This window comes from Anabaena sp. FACHB-595 (assembly GCF_048568275.1).
Classification (GTDB): Bacteria; Cyanobacteriota; Cyanobacteriia; order Cyanobacteriales; family Nostocaceae; genus Trichormus.
The window spans coordinates 3,070,121-3,087,480 of record NZ_CP183473.1; the positions used below are offsets into that span (position 1 = coordinate 3,070,121).

12 protein-coding genes are annotated in these 17,360 nt (G+C 39.6%); 8 read left to right on the forward strand and 4 right to left on the reverse strand.

Going from position 1 to position 17,360, the window contains the following annotated elements:
* Positions 1-580 precede the first annotated feature (580 nt).
* A complete protein-coding gene (locus ACN222_RS12850; protein ID WP_010996728.1) occupies positions 581-2,083 on the forward strand; it encodes a sensor histidine kinase in 1,503 nt (500 codons plus the stop codon).
* A gap of 92 nt (positions 2,084-2,175) precedes the next feature.
* Here the strand turns inward: ACN222_RS12850 and ACN222_RS12855 are convergent, their stop codons facing one another.
* On the reverse strand, positions 2,176-2,745 hold the full coding sequence (locus ACN222_RS12855) for a retropepsin-like aspartic protease family protein (RefSeq protein WP_010996729.1): 570 nt from the start codon (positions 2,743-2,745) through the stop codon (positions 2,176-2,178).
* A gap of 775 nt (positions 2,746-3,520) precedes the next feature.
* On the opposite strand from ACN222_RS12855, the gene ACN222_RS12860 reads away from it, so the two are divergent.
* The 4 genes from ACN222_RS12860 to ACN222_RS12875 all read left to right on the forward strand — a co-directional run bounded on the left by ACN222_RS12860 (position 3,521) and on the right by ACN222_RS12875 (position 7,898).
* Entirely contained in the window at positions 3,521-4,399 is an 879-nt protein-coding gene (locus ACN222_RS12860; RefSeq protein WP_010996730.1) for a DUF4231 domain-containing protein, read from the forward strand.
* Positions 4,400-4,889: 490 nt separating this feature from the next.
* Positions 4,890-5,909, forward strand: coding sequence for a helix-turn-helix transcriptional regulator (locus tag ACN222_RS12865; protein ID WP_010996731.1), 1,020 nt, complete (start codon positions 4,890-4,892; stop codon positions 5,907-5,909).
* Between the two features lie 120 nt (positions 5,910-6,029).
* Positions 6,030-6,968 (forward strand): DUF4351 domain-containing protein, encoded by a 939-nt coding sequence (locus tag ACN222_RS12870; protein ID WP_231865561.1) that lies wholly within the window; start codon positions 6,030-6,032, stop codon positions 6,966-6,968.
* Between the two features lie 93 nt (positions 6,969-7,061).
* The gene (locus ACN222_RS12875) at positions 7,062-7,898 is read left to right on the forward strand and encodes an Rpn family recombination-promoting nuclease/putative transposase (protein WP_010996733.1); all 837 of its coding nucleotides are present in this window, start codon (positions 7,062-7,064) and stop codon (positions 7,896-7,898) included.
* 178 nt (positions 7,899-8,076) lie between these two features.
* Here the strand turns inward: ACN222_RS12875 and ACN222_RS12880 are convergent, their stop codons facing one another.
* Together ACN222_RS12880 and ACN222_RS12885 are read right to left on the reverse strand one after the other, a co-directional pair.
* A complete protein-coding gene (locus ACN222_RS12880; protein ID WP_049942437.1) occupies positions 8,077-9,888 on the reverse strand; it encodes a TonB-dependent receptor plug domain-containing protein in 1,812 nt (603 codons plus the stop codon).
* Between the two features lie 159 nt (positions 9,889-10,047).
* The gene (locus tag ACN222_RS12885) at positions 10,048-11,037 is read right to left on the reverse strand and encodes a helix-turn-helix transcriptional regulator (protein ID WP_010996736.1); all 990 of its coding nucleotides are present in this window, start codon (positions 11,035-11,037) and stop codon (positions 10,048-10,050) included.
* Positions 11,038-11,521: 484 nt separating this feature from the next.
* Here ACN222_RS12885 and ACN222_RS12890 point away from each other — a divergent pair, with 484 nt between their 5' ends.
* The 3 genes from ACN222_RS12890 (at position 11,522) to ACN222_RS12900 (ending at position 16,383) form a co-directional block, all read left to right on the forward strand.
* A complete protein-coding gene (locus ACN222_RS12890) occupies positions 11,522-14,146 on the forward strand; it encodes a TonB-dependent siderophore receptor (RefSeq protein WP_044521420.1) in 2,625 nt (874 codons plus the stop codon).
* Positions 14,147-14,409: 263 nt separating this feature from the next.
* Entirely contained in the window at positions 14,410-15,381 is a 972-nt protein-coding gene (locus tag ACN222_RS12895; protein ID WP_010996738.1) for a sucrase ferredoxin, read from the forward strand.
* A gap of 15 nt (positions 15,382-15,396) precedes the next feature.
* Positions 15,397-16,383 carry an ABC transporter substrate-binding protein gene (locus ACN222_RS12900; RefSeq protein ID WP_010996739.1) on the forward strand — a complete coding sequence of 329 codons (987 nt, stop codon included), beginning with the start codon at positions 15,397-15,399 and terminating at the stop codon, positions 16,381-16,383.
* Positions 16,384-16,507: 124 nt separating this feature from the next.
* On the opposite strand, the gene ACN222_RS12905 is transcribed toward ACN222_RS12900, so the two are convergent.
* Positions 16,508-17,305 (reverse strand): ABC transporter ATP-binding protein, encoded by a 798-nt coding sequence (locus tag ACN222_RS12905; RefSeq protein ID WP_044523010.1) that lies wholly within the window; start codon positions 17,303-17,305, stop codon positions 16,508-16,510.
* Positions 17,306-17,360: the final 55 nt, after the last annotated feature.

The window sequence follows — 17,360 nt, forward strand, 5'->3', positions numbered from 1 at the left end:
GCGATAGATTTACCTGTGTGTCGCGTGGAGGAGCAAATCCTAAATAAACATTAAACTTGTCAGTACAAGATGGTTGATGCAGGCAAAAATTAGGTAAGACTAACAACTTAGATCACTCATTGGGACTCAAATCCGCAAACTTTTTCTTAAAAGTTTCTAGTTAGTTTTAGTCAAAACCACCAACTAACAATACTTGTAATAGGGCAGTTGTTAGATGCTATCAGATTTTCTTAAAAATGAAGTCTTTATATGCCAAATTTCATATAAATTTTTAAACATAGTCTTAGATGAAAAGTATTAATATAGTTTTATTTTTAACTTATTTTATACTTGTATAAAAATCTATTTATCTGAAGCGATAAAGTTGAAAACTGTACCTCCATTCATTCTGTCCCACCAATTCACAAAAACTTCATACTTGAGATAGTAGACGTTAAAAACCATTACAGGGGAAATTGCGCCTATCTTGTTCGGTTATACGACTGTTATTAGGGCATAAATAACTATACGCTCATAGGTAGTAAAGAAATTTTGAATTTTCCGAGCTGCTAGTCGCTCTTGAAAGAAGGGGTGAAGTTCTGTGTACGAATGGATATTGCCAAGTCTGAGTGAAGTTTTAGCCGAAGGTCAGGGAACTGTGGCTGAATGCTCACCAACCAAAGCAGAGCGACAGTGGCGCATGAGTCTAGCCGCGACAGAACATTTGCTCATTAACAGTTTAGTTGCTGTTGGATCTGAGGCGCTTCAAGGATTAGTTTTAGCTGCACCTGCACCCCTCTTTAGTCAACCTATCCTCACTCAAAACTTACAGACGATTACTTTTACAGCCAGGCCGTTTAACCCTTTGGCATTGATGCCATTTCAAATGCCAAGTGCGATCGCCTCTACAGAGTCAAAAACTGCCCTTTGTGAGCCTGTATTACCTTTACTACCTGCCGATCCTTTGGCATCTGAGCAATTTTGTTTAATATTTACAGATAAATTTAGATTAGTTTTAGTTCTCGCCACACATAAAAACGGTAAAAAAGCTTTCTCGTTTTCCTTTGAGCCAGAGATAGTCCAGCAGGCTTGGCGATCGCTAGGCGCGCGGGTAATGCTGACTAATCCTGATTTGTTCACGGAGTTGGATAGTTTAGTACAACAGTATCCAGCGATCGCACCTGATTACCTGACAGTACTCCAGTTTAGCCAATTTTTACTCCAAGAATTACCAGAGGAAGAAACTAGAGATTGGGGATTAGGAAGAAGCCGGGGAGGAGAGGAGCAAGGTAACAGAGTAGAGGAAATTCCCTATCCTCAATGTCCCATACCTAATGTCCAATGTCCCATACCTAATCCTCCATCAATCAAACCTGATGTAGAATTATTGCAAGCTTTTGCTCACGAAGTCCGTACACCGTTGACTACTATTCGTACTATGACTCGTCTGCTGCTGAAGCGGCGTGATTTACCAGCCAATGTGATGAATCGTCTAGAAATTATCGATCATGAGTGTACTGAGCAAATTGATCGCATGGAGTTGCTATTTAAAGCAGCAGAACTAGAAACATCTACTTCCGGGAAATCTGCGAATCCTCATTTAACAGCAATGTCTTTGGATCAAGTGTTGCAACAAAGTATCCCTCGTTGGCAACAAGCAGCCGAACGGCGAAACTTGACCCTAGATGTAGTTTTACCCCAACAATTACCCACTGTGGTGAGCAATCCTAATATGCTGGATCGTGTACTTACAGGGTTGATGGAGAATTTTACCCGCAGTTTACCAGCCGGGAGCCATATTCAAGTACAAGTGATTCCGGCAGGAGATCAATTAAAGTTACAATTGTCTCCTCACACTCACTGCAAAGATAGCAATAAAGCCAGCGCACCAGTTACACCACCCATCCGTAAAGCTTTGGGACAATTACTCATGTTCCAACCAGAAACAGGCACAATTAGTTTAAATATCGCTGCTACCAAGCACTTATTTCAAGCGATCGGTGGTAAGTTAATCGTCCGCCAACGCCCACACTACGGCGAAGTATTAACTATTTTCTTACCGCTAGAAGTCAGTAACAAGCAAAACTTAACTATAAAGAGGTAAGCTTACCGCGCTATTTTTCACAATTAATTGTACAGACGCGATTAATCGCGTCTCTCTAACAATTACCGAGCGATTAATCGCGTCTCTAACAATTACCGAGGATGAAACTCTACCTCTGTTTCTAAAATCTTGATGTCGTAGTTGCCAAAAAAATCATGCCCTAGTAGACCAAATTCTGCTTTTGGTGCGATCGCCACTTGGATGTTTTTAGCTATGGCTCCACCAGCTGCGATCGATTTCACCTTACTAGTAGAAAATTCCACTTGTGTACCATCAGCAATTTGAGCCTTCATCACCCCTGTAGGCTGGAGTTGGAGAGCGATCGCTAACTTTAGAGGTATTAAGGTATTGTTCGCACCTGTGTCGACAATCATTTCAAAGGTTTTCTTATCATTGAAGGTCACATCAATCACAGGCGTTCTACCCAATCGCCGTTTGATAGGAACCCGAAAAACTCTCTCTGCGTTGTTTTGAACTGTCTTTGTACCACCACACAGCTTTCTCAAGGGAATGGTTCTACCAGAGGTAGTAATCATAAAACATTCGCCTGGATCTTCAGCATTAACAGTGTGGGAAAACATCAAACACAACAGTGTTGGTATCACTGCTATTACAGCTAATTTAATATTTTTCTTTTCCTGCCTCCAGTCATTTTTTATCATTATTTTGTTCTCAATTATGTTTCTGGAATATTTATAGAAAATCTGTTTACCTAGATATATGAAACTATCTAGAAAAGAATTAAATCATTAGTTCTTATAGTATTTTTTCTATAAAAAACAATAATTTCAGGTAATAAAATTGATTTATAGGATTTTTTACAGAAAATTTATTTATTGTTTAACTGTTAAAAATATAGAGCTTCTTATGGAGAACTTACTATATATTACATATATTCACTTACCAATAAATTAAAGATTAAGTGAAGACTCAATAAAAATACGAGTGCCTAAAATAGATACTCACAGACCATTTATAAAGCTATAGTGTGCGGTTCATCCTCTAAAAGCGATCGCCGCAAATCTTCAGGGCGCACCGCCCATTTGGCAATAATTTCCCACTGATCTCAGTTTCTTGAATATTTTAATCCTGTCTGAATTTCCCGGACTTGGTGTTTGTGGGATTAGCTGTCAAAATCAGAATCTTTTTCACAGTGATCTTGACTAGGTAAATACTGACTGTTGGTATAGGTGTAATCTACTACTAAAACGTGAGCAAAGAGACTTAGTAGCTTTTCTACACAGTTGCAAAATCGACGTGTTATAACATACTAATGTGCTACGCAGAATGTGTTTTAAAGCACTCTGTGTGAATAAGGGCTGAATAAATATTTATCTTTATAGTCCTGATTTAAAAAGGTTTATGGAAATTATGATTAATTTCCATTCTCGCTAAAACGTATTGTCTTTTACTGAAGAAATTACTGAGAACACAATCATGATTACTTCCGACATCACTAGTCTTGAACAGCAACCGCAAAGAGAAATTTCCTCCGGCTTAGAAACCCTCTCCTCCTTAGCTGGGCAGAAAACATTATTCATCCTCAAACTATTTGAATATTTGTTAGCAGCAGCTTTTGTTTGCGCTGGTATCGTCCTCACCGTTTATGCAGATAACAAAAACTTGCTAATTAGTGGAATCATTGCTTTAACGATTCTGAGTTTCTTGTTTCTGTTCAACAGACAATTATTTCAGGACTCACAAAATACTGCTTATCGGTATAGTATTAGCAAAAAAGCAGAACTTTACAGTTATTTATTAAGTAATAATAATTCTGTTTTTGATAGTAATCAGATAGTTCCTGCCAGAGAAAAAGCTTTGCAGTATTGCCAAGATTTGATTGACGATTATAAAAAGGCTCGTAACCTTTCCCGAAATCTTTATTATGTTCTGCAAATTTCCACTGTTATTTTATCAGGAATTACCCCGATTTTAGTTTTGGTAGATAAACTAGAAGCAGGACAAGCTTGGCTGAAATGGCTACCTGTAATTTGTCCTGCTATTGCCTCAATAGTTGCGAGTATTGTCACCTCATTTCCTTTCCAAAAAAATTGGGTAGCAGCTAACACAACTTTGGAATTATTAGAGGCTGAACAAGAAAAATTCATTTTGGGAGTGACACCAGCTTATCGTTGCTATGATTTGTCTGACATTAGCCAGCAGCAACAAAAAGCCAGCCAGTCCATAGAACAATTTATTGTACAGGTAAATAATATTCATCTCCAACAAGTACAGCAAGCTAGTGAAATTCAGCAAGAGAAGAAAGAATCGGAAAAAACTAACAATAATAATTCTGAGACAGATGACAGGACTTAATCCTAATTTGTAATTAGTAATTACTTTGCGTCAGTTATCCGAGCAACTATCTTGAAAATTTACCCAAGTTTGATCCTTACGGGAAGGCTTACGCCAACATGGGGGAAACCCTCTTGGCGTAATCTCTGACTTTGCGCTAAATCCTCGTTACATCACGGAAAAAGCGGCGTTGCATTGGCGTTAGTCTTTCCTACAGAACGCTACCGCGTTCACCGCTTGCGGTATTGCGTTAGCGTAGCGGGGCGTTCGCTTTTAGCGTCTCGCAGAGAAGCCCATTGCGAATAGTTTAATTCTTTGACAATTAATAGTGGCAGAACAAATTTGTTAACTATTTCAACATTCCGGGAAAAATATACTGCCTTAAGTAATGGATATTGCAAATGAGATATATTCTCTATTGTGATTATTCCTAAAATAGGGTAAATTATCAGGTAATATTTTCATAAATAGAAAATTTTAGCAATTATTTGTTTGAAATTGCTGCCAAATAATGTTGGAAATTCTGACGAAAGAACAATACGATGAAGTTGTAGAAGGCAGCTTGCAGATGTTACAGGCTGTAGATCCTAGTCAGTCCTTCGACTTTGTATATAAATGGGAAAGTCACTTTACTCGTACTTCCTATCAGGAAGTGCAGCTACGCCCAGGATTATCTCTAGAAATTTTTGATAAAACTCAATATCGCCAAGTAAATATTCAAAATAATCATGACGAAGAATATCCACTAATCGCAAAATTTTATCTAGCTGGAAATCATAGTGTAATTTGCCCTGGTATTGCAGGAGTTAGGGAAAAATATCAAGAAACAGGAGGCAATAATTATTTATTTTACTTACCAGATATTGAAGAAATCGAGCAATATTTTGCAGGCGATCGCTATTATATAATCAGAATTATTTTTGACATCAATTTCCTCAGAAATTTTGTTACTGGGTTGACACCTGTTCCCAATCAATTGCAACCTTTGCTAGAAAGTGATCATCCACCGCGTTTTCATCTGCCTGTGGGTAAAATCACGCCCACCATGCAAACTATACTATCACAGCTTTTAAATGCACCCTATCAAGGTATGGTGCAACGCATTTATCTAGAAAGCAAGGTGCTGGAACTGCTGGCTTTGCAATTAGCGCAAATATTGGAAACTGAACAAAATCGCCAAACTTTAATTAACCTCAAAGCCTCTGACATTGAAAGAATTTATCACGCCAAAGACATTTTAATTAGTCAATATGATAATCCGCCGACACTGCTAGATTTAGCCAGAAGAGTAGGTGTCAATGACAATAAATTAAAATTAGGTTTTCGGGAAGTCTTTGGTACAACAGTCTTTGGCTACTTACATAACTACCGCATGGAAATGGCGCAAATGCTTTTACAGGAAGGTAAACAAAGTGTAGCTGAGGTAGCATCTCATGTGGGATATTCTAACCCAGGGCATTTTGCAGCCGCATTCAAGCGGAAATTTGGCATGAGTCCGAAAGTGTGTAGATTAGGAAGAAAAACGGCTTAATTAATCTACAAAATCTTAAATTGCATGATGTTTTAACATGATGATGATAAACACAAATCTAGCAGTTAACCCATGAGCGAGGAAAGAGAAAGAGCCGATAATGATTCACCGTGGAAATAAATTTTAGAAGCCTACTTTCCCCAAGCAATGAAGTTTTTCTTCCCCCAAACAGCCCCACTAATTAACTGGGAACGTCCCTATGAATTTCTCGACAAGGAATTTCAACAAATAGCCAGGGAAGCGGAACAGGGTAGAAGATACGCCGATAAATTAGTCAAAGTTTGGCAACTTCAAGGAGAGGAAGTTTGGTTATTGATTCATGTAGAAATCCAAGCCAAACCAGAAGATGACTTTGCCGAAAGGATGTTTTCTTATAACCTGCGAATCTTTGACAAATTTGGTCAACCCGCCATCAGTCTAGCAATTTTGTGTGATGCTGACTCAACTTGGCGACCAAATCAATACAGTTACAATTATCCTGACTGTAGTTTGGACTTTCGATTTGGTAGTGTCAAGCTACTCGATTATCAAAATCGATGGGCAGAATTAGAAGCTAGCGATAATCCTTTTGCTACGGTGTTAATGGCACATTTAAAGACACAGCAAACCACTAAGCAACCAGGAGAACGCAAAGCATGGAAATTTAGCTTAATTCGGCGACTGTACGCACAAGGACTACAAGAAAGGGATATTCGTAACCTTTATCGTTTTATTGATTGGGTTATGATTTTACCAAAAGCGTTAGAAGCAGAATTTTGGCAAGAGTTTAAACAATTTGAGCAGGAGCGTACCATGAGTTACATTACCACAGGTGAGCGCATTGGCTACGAGCGTGGCAAAGAAGAAGGGCAACTAAAACAAGCGCAAGCACTTGTACTACGGTTACTGCAAAAACGGGTGGGAGATTTACCCGCAGAAGTTCGGGAACAGATTCAAAGTCTTTCTCTAGAACAGTTGGCAACACTGGGTGAGGCTTTATTAGATTTTAGTGCGATCTCTGACTTATTCAACTGGCTAGACGCAAATCACGCTAATGATAATCATGGTGTACAAGCTTGAAGATAAAGGATTTAGTAGGCGATCGCTAACACTAAGCTTCCCTCTAACGCATATTTGCTGCTAAAATCCTCCAAAGGTTTAGGCAGACTTTTCATGCGCCGAGATTCGATATTTTATAAGCTGTTTCAACAATCACCAAGTTTATTATTTCAACTATTGACAAACCCGCCAGAAAATGCAGATGAATATAAATTTGATTCTGTAGCAGTCAAAGAACCTAAATTTGAAATTGATGGTGTATTTTTGCCGCCCGAAAGCGCAAATCCGGGTACAGTTTATTTCTGTGAGGTGCAGTTCCAGGAAGATAAAAGGCTTTACGAACGATTATTTGCGGAATCTCACTTATATTTTTATCGTAACCGGAATAGATTTAATGACCTACATATAGTCATTATCTACCCATCCCGCAGCATCGAACAAGATGAAGTTCGTCCTTTTCGGAGTCTGTTGAATGGAGACCAGGTAAATCGCATATATTTAGATGAGTTGGGTGATATTCGTTCTTTACCTGTGTGGGTTGCATTGATGGTTTTAACTACCCTGGAAGAAAATCGTGCAACCGAAGAAGCTAGGTATTTGCTAGCTAGGAGTCAGCAGGAAGTACCTCAAGGTGAAAATCGTGCCATCATAGATTTATTAACAACGATTATGGTGTACAAGTTTGAAGGCAAGAGTCAACGTGAGGTAGAAGAGATGTTAGGAATTACACTGCAAGAAACGCGGGTTTATAGAGAAATTAGGGAAGTAGAAGCGCGATCGCTGATTTTGCGTCAATTAAATCGTCGTGTAGGGGAGTTACCGCAGGAAGTGCGATCGCGTATCGAATCCCTTCCCTTAGAACAATTGGAAAATCTCGGTGAAGCGTTGCTTGATTTTACCAGCATGGCTGATTTAGATGCTTGGTTGTCGGGGTTGGATGCTAATTCTTAAGCAGCGATCGCGGTTATCAAACATTAATTAATGAGGCATTGTCAGAATATATTCGCAATCACGATTTGAAAGAGGATTTGCGTCATATTTTCCGAGAAGAATTAGAGCGATTAAAGCAGTAGTTTTTCATCGTTAAACCTTGTAGATTGATTTTCTGTGTCGGTTTTGTTGGGTTGCACTACGTTTCACCCAACCTACAAGATATGCGATCGCACTGGTTTTTTTGAGAATTGATAAGGTACTTTTCGAGATCATCCAGGATCGCATTAATCGCGAAAATATCGGGTTCATGCCAATGTTCACCGACAAAATAGACCTGATTGCGTTGAACAGCATTTAGCTGTTGCCATAGGGGTCTACGCTGAAGCTTATCTAAGGTTGTCTTGGCTCGATTTCCCCAAAGCGTAAAAAAGAGAACATCGCCATCAATATCAGATAACATCTCTTCCGAAATATTTTCTAGGTAAAACAAATCTCCCATTTGCGATCGCGGACGTTGCAGACCAATTTCTTCCAGAATCGTCCCTGAATAATGCTTTTGCCCATACCCCCAGAATATACCTTCTCCAGTGGCTACGACAGAAACCGTAAGGGTATGGCGACGATCACCCAGTGCTTGCTTGAGTTGTTCAATCCGTTGCGAAGAGCGATCAATAAGCTGCTGACTCACTGTTTCTTTGCCTAAAATCTGAGCAAGTTCTTGTAGTTCATACTTCCAACCAATGGGAGGAAAAGGAGTTTGGATATTATTAGAATGTTCGTAGCCCGCAATCAAGCGATAAAGTACAGTCTTATCTGCGGTGAGAGGGCCTGATAGATCGATGCTAGGCTGATAGTATCCGTAATTTCCTGCCTCAAACGCAATTTGGTAATAGGGTTCACCCAGAGGTTGCTTCGTAATGGTGTTAATTACTCCACCAGGTTCCACACCTCCGAATAGAACTGAAGCGGGTCCTTTGAGAACTTCCACTTGCTCGATCGTTCCGATGGGAACAATGTCAATATAATCCGCATCAGGAACCCCGTTGCGTAAGTTTTCGGTGCCTCCCACTGCAAATCCTTGAGTGAATCCTCGAATAGTCTTAATTCCTGAAGGCGCACCATAAATGGTTCCACCGTCAACAACACCACTGACTGTTTGCACTGCCTCATTCACGCTTCTGACCTTGCGATCGCGCAATACTTCCTGGGGTACAACCTGAATCGATTGGGGAATATCCCGCAATGGCGTATCCGTCCGCGTCGCTGTACTTGCATTCGGTACGCCATAACTATCTGCTTCCCCCGTCACCACCAACTCAATTGGGTCATCCTGCTGCGCTGCGGGTTGTTCTTCCGGTTTCTCTTCTGCTGGTTTTTCTTCGGTTGGTGTTTCCGGGGTTTGTGCAGATATGGCTTTCGATGCAACTGCAAAAATCAACCCCGTATCATCATCAAATAACTCAACCGCAGGTAAGGCTTTCTCTCCAACCACCGTTACCCGCACGGTATTCACATCAATATTTGTAGCTGTAATTTCGGTAATTCCCTCGATGGGCTTTTCTGACTTAAACGTGAAAGCATCCCCATTGGGTAAACGTAATTGCCCACCAGCCACATCAACGATAAAATTATTCCCCGTACTGCGGTTAGCAACTTGCAGTTTATCTCCTGCGGTTGTCTCTAAAATTACCTCCACACCTTTATCTGTGGGATTGGCTTTGACTCCCGTAATTGCGACACTCCCCTGTTGCTCATCTTGGGAAGGGGGGTTGGTGTTGATGGGTGCGGGTTGCTGTACTAATAATTTTGCGCTAGTTGCAGGAAGTTCTATTTCGCTGAGTTGGGGAATTGGCAACCCTTTATCTTCCACTTTTGTTGTAGGGGGAGAAGTGGGAAGGCGAGATTTTCCCTGCGCCCATCCTGGCTGGATTACCAAAGCACTCAAACATCCTGATAAAATTACTAATAGTCTGAAATTACAATTAGTAGAAAATTGCCAAAATTTCATATTTTATCCTCAAAATAGCTCCTCACACGCCAACTTCCACTCTCTGTCATCACAGAAAGCCCAAGAATTCAAGCTTATTGCAAATAATTACTAAATATTTGTAAAAGTGAGTATACAAAATAGCCAGGAAAAAAATCTATCTATATTTCGTCACCACTATCAAGATACGGACTTTTTCCCCATTAAACATTCTTTGGGACGGATACCATACTGCCGCTTAAACACGCTGGCGAATAAACTTAAATGAGAATAACCCACAATATTCGCCACTTCTGCGACAGTAAGCTTTCCTTCCCGCAAAAGTTTTTCGGCTTGTTCCATCCGCATAACAGTTAGGTAACTAAATACAGTCGTACCAAACAGTTCCCGGAAACCACGTCGAAGGGTGCGATCGCTGACTCCAACTATTTGTGCTAACTCTAATGATGATGGTGGATTGTCCATCCGCGATCGCAAAACTTCCCTAGCCTGATGAATTCGCGCAATCGTATCTGGTCTCAGTGATGGTGTTTGCTTTTTCTCTTCATTCTCCAAAAGGGGAGCTAACTGCAAGGCGATTAACTCAAATATTTTCCCCTGCAAATATATTTGTTTTGTCACCCCATGAAAGGGACAATTGATAATTTGTTGCGCTACTCCATATATTGTTGGGGTACTTTGGGGATAAAATACTGGATGTAAATCATCATCCTTAAATAATTTCCGCAGTTGTGGTATCAAGTCTCCATCTTTTCCTGGAAACAAATTTGCTAGGAGTTGACGGGATACCCCAATGGTCAACCCCACAAGGCGTTGATTTTTTTGGATTTGAGCAACAGTTTTCTGTTGAATCCCACCACCACAAACCAAAGTATAACTTTCTCCACATTGACCGCGTTCAGTCACAATTTTTCCTGAAAGCAAAACATCAAAATGTAGATCATGTTGACCTTCAGGAGATGTTATAAATACATCATCGTTATATTCCAAATCAGTAAAGTCCAGCCAGATATCGGAATGCAAATCCATTTCTTGACGATAACCTTCACCCAATTTCCGTGGTACTTTCCATAAAAATTCAGTCAACTTCGACCCAGAATCAAATTCGTTTGTGTGTATAGGCTCACCAAGAAGTTCATTCCATTCGTCATGGGTTAGAGTGACTGTCATAGCTGGTTTTAAGTTGACATTATGCAAATAATGATATTATTTCTCAATAAAGAAGAAAAGAGCGATCGCAGCATTTTTCCAGACTGATTTGCTTGTAGTAAGGGCTTTAGCCCTGGATTTATGCAACTTAAATGCTGATTAGCTTATTCCCTGAGAGAAAAGAGACAGTGCTGGGACTAGGCGGTTAAGAACCCTCTAATGTCAAAGATTGGTCATAATTGAAGAGAGCCAAATTTTACAAGGGTTGCTGAATTTGGGAAATTAATATAACTCAGAGAAATAGGTGCGTGGAATTTCTCCCTGGGGTAAAAGAAGAAGCCGGAAAGCCGAGTAGATTTTATCCCAGTCCCTCATCCCTCCCGCTTGGGATCAAAAATCTCCGTCTGTGAGTAGACTTCTATATCGGAAATTACGTACACTCTTTCTCAAGATATTTGCAAATTAATTGCAATATAAAGTTCGGATAGTGAGAAGAGTGAGCGGTATGAAGTCTTGGCAACAGAAGGAAATCATTTCAGCAAGTCTTGTGTTTTCGTGCATATCATTGCTAGTGCAACCAGCCGTTGCTGAAACTCGATCGCATCATGATATTAGCAGCACCCAGCTGATGGCGCAACAATCAGCAGTCAAAGTTACAGGTGTGAAAGTCAACTCTACAGATAAAGGGATTGAAGTTCTCTTACAAACTCCCCAAGCAGAAGCATTGCAACCTGTAACTAAAACTGAAGCCAATAGTTATATTGCAGATATTCCCAATACAGTGTTAGAACTCCCAGAGGGTAAAGATTTCAGCGTGAATAATCCTGTGGCTGGGATTGTGTCTGTAAATGTGACTCAAGCTGATGCTAATACTATCCGAGTGACGGTAACGGGAGAGTCACAAGTCCCAACCGTGGAATTATTTGATAGTGATGAAAGTCTGATTTTTAGCTTCACACCTGTTGTTTCAACGACACAAACACCAACACAACCAGAACAGCCAACTAGTGAAGAAACACCAGATGCAACAACATCTGAAAGCGACTCATCAATTGAACTGGTCGTGACAGCAACGCGTACAGAAGAAGATATCCAAAATGTACCGCGTTCTGTAACTGTGATTACTCGTGAGCAGATTGAGGATCAAGCAAGGTTAAGCACTAACTTAGCTGACATTCTGGCAAAAACTGTTCCTGGCTTTGGTTCACCAATTAGTCGGACTGATACATTCGGGCAAAATTTACGGGGTCGCAACATCTCAGTTTTAATTGACGGAGTTCCCCAAAATGGTAATTTACAATCATTTTCTGCACAATTGACCACTATTGATCCCAGTGCAATTGAACGGATTGAAGTTGTGCGTGGCCCGAATGCGATCTATGGTGGTCAAGCAACTGGTGGTGTAGTCAATATTATTACTAAGAGGCCAAGCGGTCAAAAACTAACTTCCACAACAAATATTGGTTTGGATACCTCCTTAACTCGTTCCGAAGATAGTTTTGGTTATAACCTTTCCCATCAAATTGCGGGGACAGAAGGCAAATTTGATTATACTGTGGGTTTTTCGCTGGTGACAACTGCGGGTTTTTATGATGCAGAAGGCGATCGCATTGCTAATTTTGCAGGTGATGATGATAGCACCAAAATCAACGCCTTGGCTAAAATAGGAGTTGAATTATCGCCAGAACAACGTCTGCAATTCACTTTCAATCACTTTAATCAGCAACAAAATAGTGATTTTATTTCCGACCCGGCCGTTGATGATATTCCTGGTATTCAAAAATCTCGCGCCTTGAAGCTACCGGAAGGAACAACTGTGATTGGTGCTGATCAAGGGATTTCTATCACAAATACTTTACTGAGCTTAAATTACAATAACGACAATATTTTCGGTAGCAAACTTCAGGCTCAAGCTTACTATCGTAACTATAATTTTGCTGGGGGAATTCCTGATGATAACCGGGGTGGTAGCTTAAGAGCGATTACCGATTCAGAAGGGGGTACAGAACAATTAGGCGGAAGATTGCAAGTTGAGACACCCTTCAACTCTCAAAAAACAGTGAGTTTACTTTGGGGTGTGGACTATCAAAATGAGCGTAGTTCTCAAAAATTTAATATTTTCGATCCTGGGGAATTTGACGCATCAGGGGGTCGAATCTTTCGCAAGATTGAAGAGCGAGTTTTTGTTCCCGAATATGACTTTAGAGAACTGGGTGTATTTGGTCAATTGCAATGGGAAGTTAGTGATAACCTGCGTTTAAGTGGTGGCTTGCGTTATGTGAATATAGGTGTGAGTTTAGACGACTACATCACCGCCGATTTTCCCCGTCGGAATATGCAAGGGGGCGATCGCAGTCTTGATTCTACAGTATTTAATGCAGGTATTGTCTATAAATTTACCCCAGAAGTTAGTGTATTTGCCAGCTTTTCTCAAGGCTTCTCAGTTCCCGATTTAGGTCGTGTCTTCCGACGACCCCCAGCAGGTGTAGTCAATATTTTAAACTCTCTGCAACTGACAGAACCACAGAAAGTAGACAACTATGAAATCGGCATTCGCGGTCAATGGGATAATGTCCAAGCATCCTTGTCTGGTTTCTACAACTATTCTGATCTAGGTTCGGCTTTTAACTTTAACCGTAGCACTGATTTTCTAGAGACTGTTCGCGCTCCTCAAAAAGTTTACGGTATAGAGGCTGCGGTTGATGTCCAACCTACTGAGGGTTGGAGAGTGGGGGGTACGGCGACTTGGATAGAAGGTGAAAATGATGCAAATAATGATGGTCAATATCTAGCACTCAACAGTATTACAGTCCCACCATTGAAGTTGACCGCTTATGTAGAAAACCAAACCCTCAAAGGTTGGCGGAACAGATTACAATTACTTTACTCAGGCGATCGTGATCGGGCTTTTGAAGATGGTGTAGAAGATGGTAAAATCAGCAGCTTCGTCACCGTAGACTACATCAGCAGCATCAAAATAGGTCAAGGGGAACTACAAATAGGCATTCAAAACCTCTTCAATAACCAATATTTCCCAGTTTACTCACAATACTTTGCACCTTTCTTTGATAGTGCTAACTACGCAGGTCAAGGTAGAACCTTAAGCGTTGGGTATCGGATTATTTGGTAAATTTTAGGAAGAAAAACAGAGATAAAGAGGTCGCTGTATCAGTTTCTTAGCAGCAATAAAAAGATAAATAATTTAGTTACGTGGGTGTTCGAGTCAGAACACCCATGTAATTTTCTCAAATATGTCACCTGTAACGCCATTGTTGAATATCCAGAGTCAGCTAAGATACCTTAAACTTGTACCCAAACAAACATAAATCATATTTAATTATTGATAATAATTGTAATTAGCTGAAATGACTAACTCTGATTTTGTGGTTTATTATGAACAAAATTTTCTGTGCTGAGGAATCTTGTCAAGCAAAAGAAGACCCCATTGGTACTGCCATAAATCGCCGATACTATATCTTAATTGAAGTTCCACCACCTTGGACATCTCAACCCCTAGATTCCAAAAATATTCCCAGTAAATTACAAGATTTACAATCAGATATTGATGAAGCGGCTTGTTATATAAGGTTTGTGTTTATTTACAATGCCAATTATTACCAAAGTGGGCAAACTCGGTTAATTATCTATTACCAGACAGAAGAAATATATTCAGGGTATAGCAAGAAAGAATATATCCTATCAGATATTAATGATGCAGTACCAATCATCCAAAAGTGCATCAAAAATGAAACTCTAGAATCTGAAGACACCAATATTCAAACTAGAGATTTTTTAGTATGTACTCATGGTAGTCATGATAAATGCTGTGCTAAATATGGCAATCCTTTTTATCATCAAGCCTTAGCAAAAGTAGAAGATTTATCATTATCTCATGTGCGAGTTTGGCAAAGCAGTCATTTTGGTGGACATCGTTTTGCACCAACTATGATTGAGCTTCCAGAAGGCAGATATTACGCTAGGTTAGACCAAAAATCTTTTACTTCTATCTTGACACGAACGGGCGATATCCAATGTTTAAAAAAAGTCTATCGTGGTTGGGGTATCTTACCTTGGCAAGTGCAAATATTAGAAAGAGAGTTGATGCTCAAATATAATTGGGATTGGTTTAATTACAAAGTGCAAGGTCATGTAATTGAGCAAAACGAGGATGAAACTTTTAGTCAAGTAGAAATAAAGTTTACCACACCTGATGGCATAGTTGGCTGTTATAGATGTAATGTGATTGAAGATGAAAATAAAAGTGTAGTTTTTAGGGCAGAATGCGGCAATACTGAATTAGTAAAGATTTCTCAATTTAGCATTACAGAACTTGTTGATATAGCCACATCATTAATCGCAGTTTAATTAATCATCAGGAAAATGTCAATTAAAAATAATTTATTTATCAGGGTATTTACCTTCCTGCACCATATACTTAATTATCATCAAATTAAGTTAATTTTATTCAGCATCATCACAGCTTTAATAGTTATCGGCTGTGAAATGAGTACACCAAACAATGTCACTATAAATTCTGTGAATGCAACTTCAGAAATGCGCGTAGTTAAACATACTATGGGCGAAACAAAAATACCTTTGCGTCCACAGAGGGTAGTTGTACTAGGTGGCTTAGATAATATTTTAGCTTTAGGGGTAAAACCAATAGCAGCTACAACATTCAGTGATGATAACTTTGCTGATTACTTACAAGATGTAACATCAGGAATTGAAAAAATTGGTATTAATGGTCAACCAAATCTAGAAAAGATTTTATATCTCAAACCAGACTTAATTTTAGGTTTTTCTTGGGATGCTGAATTATATGGACAACTATCGCAAATTGCCCCAACAGTATTGGCAGATCAAGATAGCGATTGGAAAGATTGGTTAAAGAAATATGCGGAAGCAGTTGGAGAAACAGCAAAAGCTGAAAAATTGTTGCAAGAATATGATCAAAGAATGGAAAGCCTGCGTCAACAAATGGGAGATACCCTTTCCCAAACCAAAGTATCTTTAGTCAACTTTTGGGCTAATTTTACTCGTCTTTATATGAATAATTCCTTTGGTGGATCAATCCTCAAAGAAATCGGTTTACCTCGTCCTAAATATCAAGATAAAGATAAAAATCACGAAAATATCTCTTTAGAATTAATTCCTCAGATCAATGGTGATGTTATTTTCTTAATTCTTGGAGGACACAATGAATCAAGGTTGAAACAATTTACCAATCATCCTTTGTGGTCGCAGTTACAAGCTGTACAAAAAAATCAGGTTTATCCAGTTACAGGTGATGTTTGGATTTCTGCATGGGGAATCATTGGAGCTAATCTTGTTTTGGATGACTTATTCAAATATTTGCTTGAGTAATTACAGCGCTTAATCTATATAAAATGTTTCTTCACTGCGCTGAGGACTCTGCACCCTGCAAAAAGCCGCAGAGGCTTCTACAAAATGACAATTCTATAGCTTTTGCGACTTTTAAAACATCCTCTTACAATTGCTTTTCTCCCTTGCGTCCTATTGGTACACACATTGGTGTTCCTACAACAGGGTCAGAAACAATACGACACTGTAAGCCAAAAACCTCTTGTACCATTTCTTCAGTCATTACATCTTTTGGTTCTCCAGCCGTGAAAATTCTGCCTTGTTTCACGACAACCAGATAATCTGCATAACGACAAGCCTGGTTTAAATCATGCAGCACCATGACAATAGTTCTCTCTTGATGCTGATTCAATTCGTATAACAAATCCAACACTTCTATCTGATGTGCTAAATCTAAAAAAGTGGTGGGTTCATCTAACAATAAAATATCTGTATCTTGTGCCAGTGCCATTGCAATCCAAGCACGTTGGCGTTGTCCACCAGATAAGGTGTCTAAGGCCCTATCTGCCAAGGATAATAAATTGGTAATCTCTAGCGCCTGTTGGACAATTATTTCATCTTTTTCTGACCACTGCTGCAACCAGTTTTGATAAGGATAACGTCCTTGTCCTACTAAGTCTTTGACTGTTAATCCTTCTGGCGCAACTGGACCTTGAGGCAAGATTCCTAATTGCTTTGCTACTTCCTTTGTTGCCAGACTAAAAATAGATTGTCCATCTAAATGAACTGTCCCACCATAGGGTTTAAGTAGTCTGGCTAAACCTCGTAGTAAAGTTGATTTACCGCAACCATTTGCACCAACCAAAGCACTAATTTTACCAGTAGGAATTGCCAAATTCAAGTCACGGATAATTGGGACACCATCATAAGCTAAAGACAGACTTTGAGTTGATAATCCTTTCATATTGGCTATTTTTTGAGTGTTGACTGTTGAGTGTTGACTGTTGAGTGTTAAACGG

Excerpts from the sequence above, each read along its gene's own strand:
- ACN222_RS12875 (WP_010996733.1), top strand. The coding sequence starts at position 7,062 with ATGCGCCGAGATTCGATATTTTATAAGCTGTTTCAACAATCACCAAGT.
- ACN222_RS12905 (WP_044523010.1), bottom strand. The coding sequence starts at position 17,305 with ATGAAAGGATTATCAACTCAAAGTCTGTCTTTAGCTTATGATGGTGTC.
- ACN222_RS12885 (WP_010996736.1), bottom strand. The coding sequence starts at position 11,037 with ATGACAGTCACTCTAACCCATGACGAATGGAATGAACTTCTTGGTGAG.
- ACN222_RS12880 (WP_049942437.1), bottom strand. The coding sequence starts at position 9,888 with ATGAAATTTTGGCAATTTTCTACTAATTGTAATTTCAGACTATTAGTA.
- ACN222_RS12865 (WP_010996731.1), top strand. The coding sequence starts at position 4,890 with ATGTTGGAAATTCTGACGAAAGAACAATACGATGAAGTTGTAGAAGGC.
- ACN222_RS12900 (WP_010996739.1), top strand. The coding sequence starts at position 15,397 with ATGTCAATTAAAAATAATTTATTTATCAGGGTATTTACCTTCCTGCAC.
- ACN222_RS12895 (WP_010996738.1), top strand. The coding sequence starts at position 14,410 with ATGAACAAAATTTTCTGTGCTGAGGAATCTTGTCAAGCAAAAGAAGAC.
- ACN222_RS12855 (WP_010996729.1), bottom strand. The coding sequence starts at position 2,745 with ATGATAAAAAATGACTGGAGGCAGGAAAAGAAAAATATTAAATTAGCT.
- ACN222_RS12890 (WP_044521420.1), top strand. The coding sequence starts at position 11,522 with ATGAAGTCTTGGCAACAGAAGGAAATCATTTCAGCAAGTCTTGTGTTT.
- ACN222_RS12860 (WP_010996730.1), top strand. The coding sequence starts at position 3,521 with ATGATTACTTCCGACATCACTAGTCTTGAACAGCAACCGCAAAGAGAA.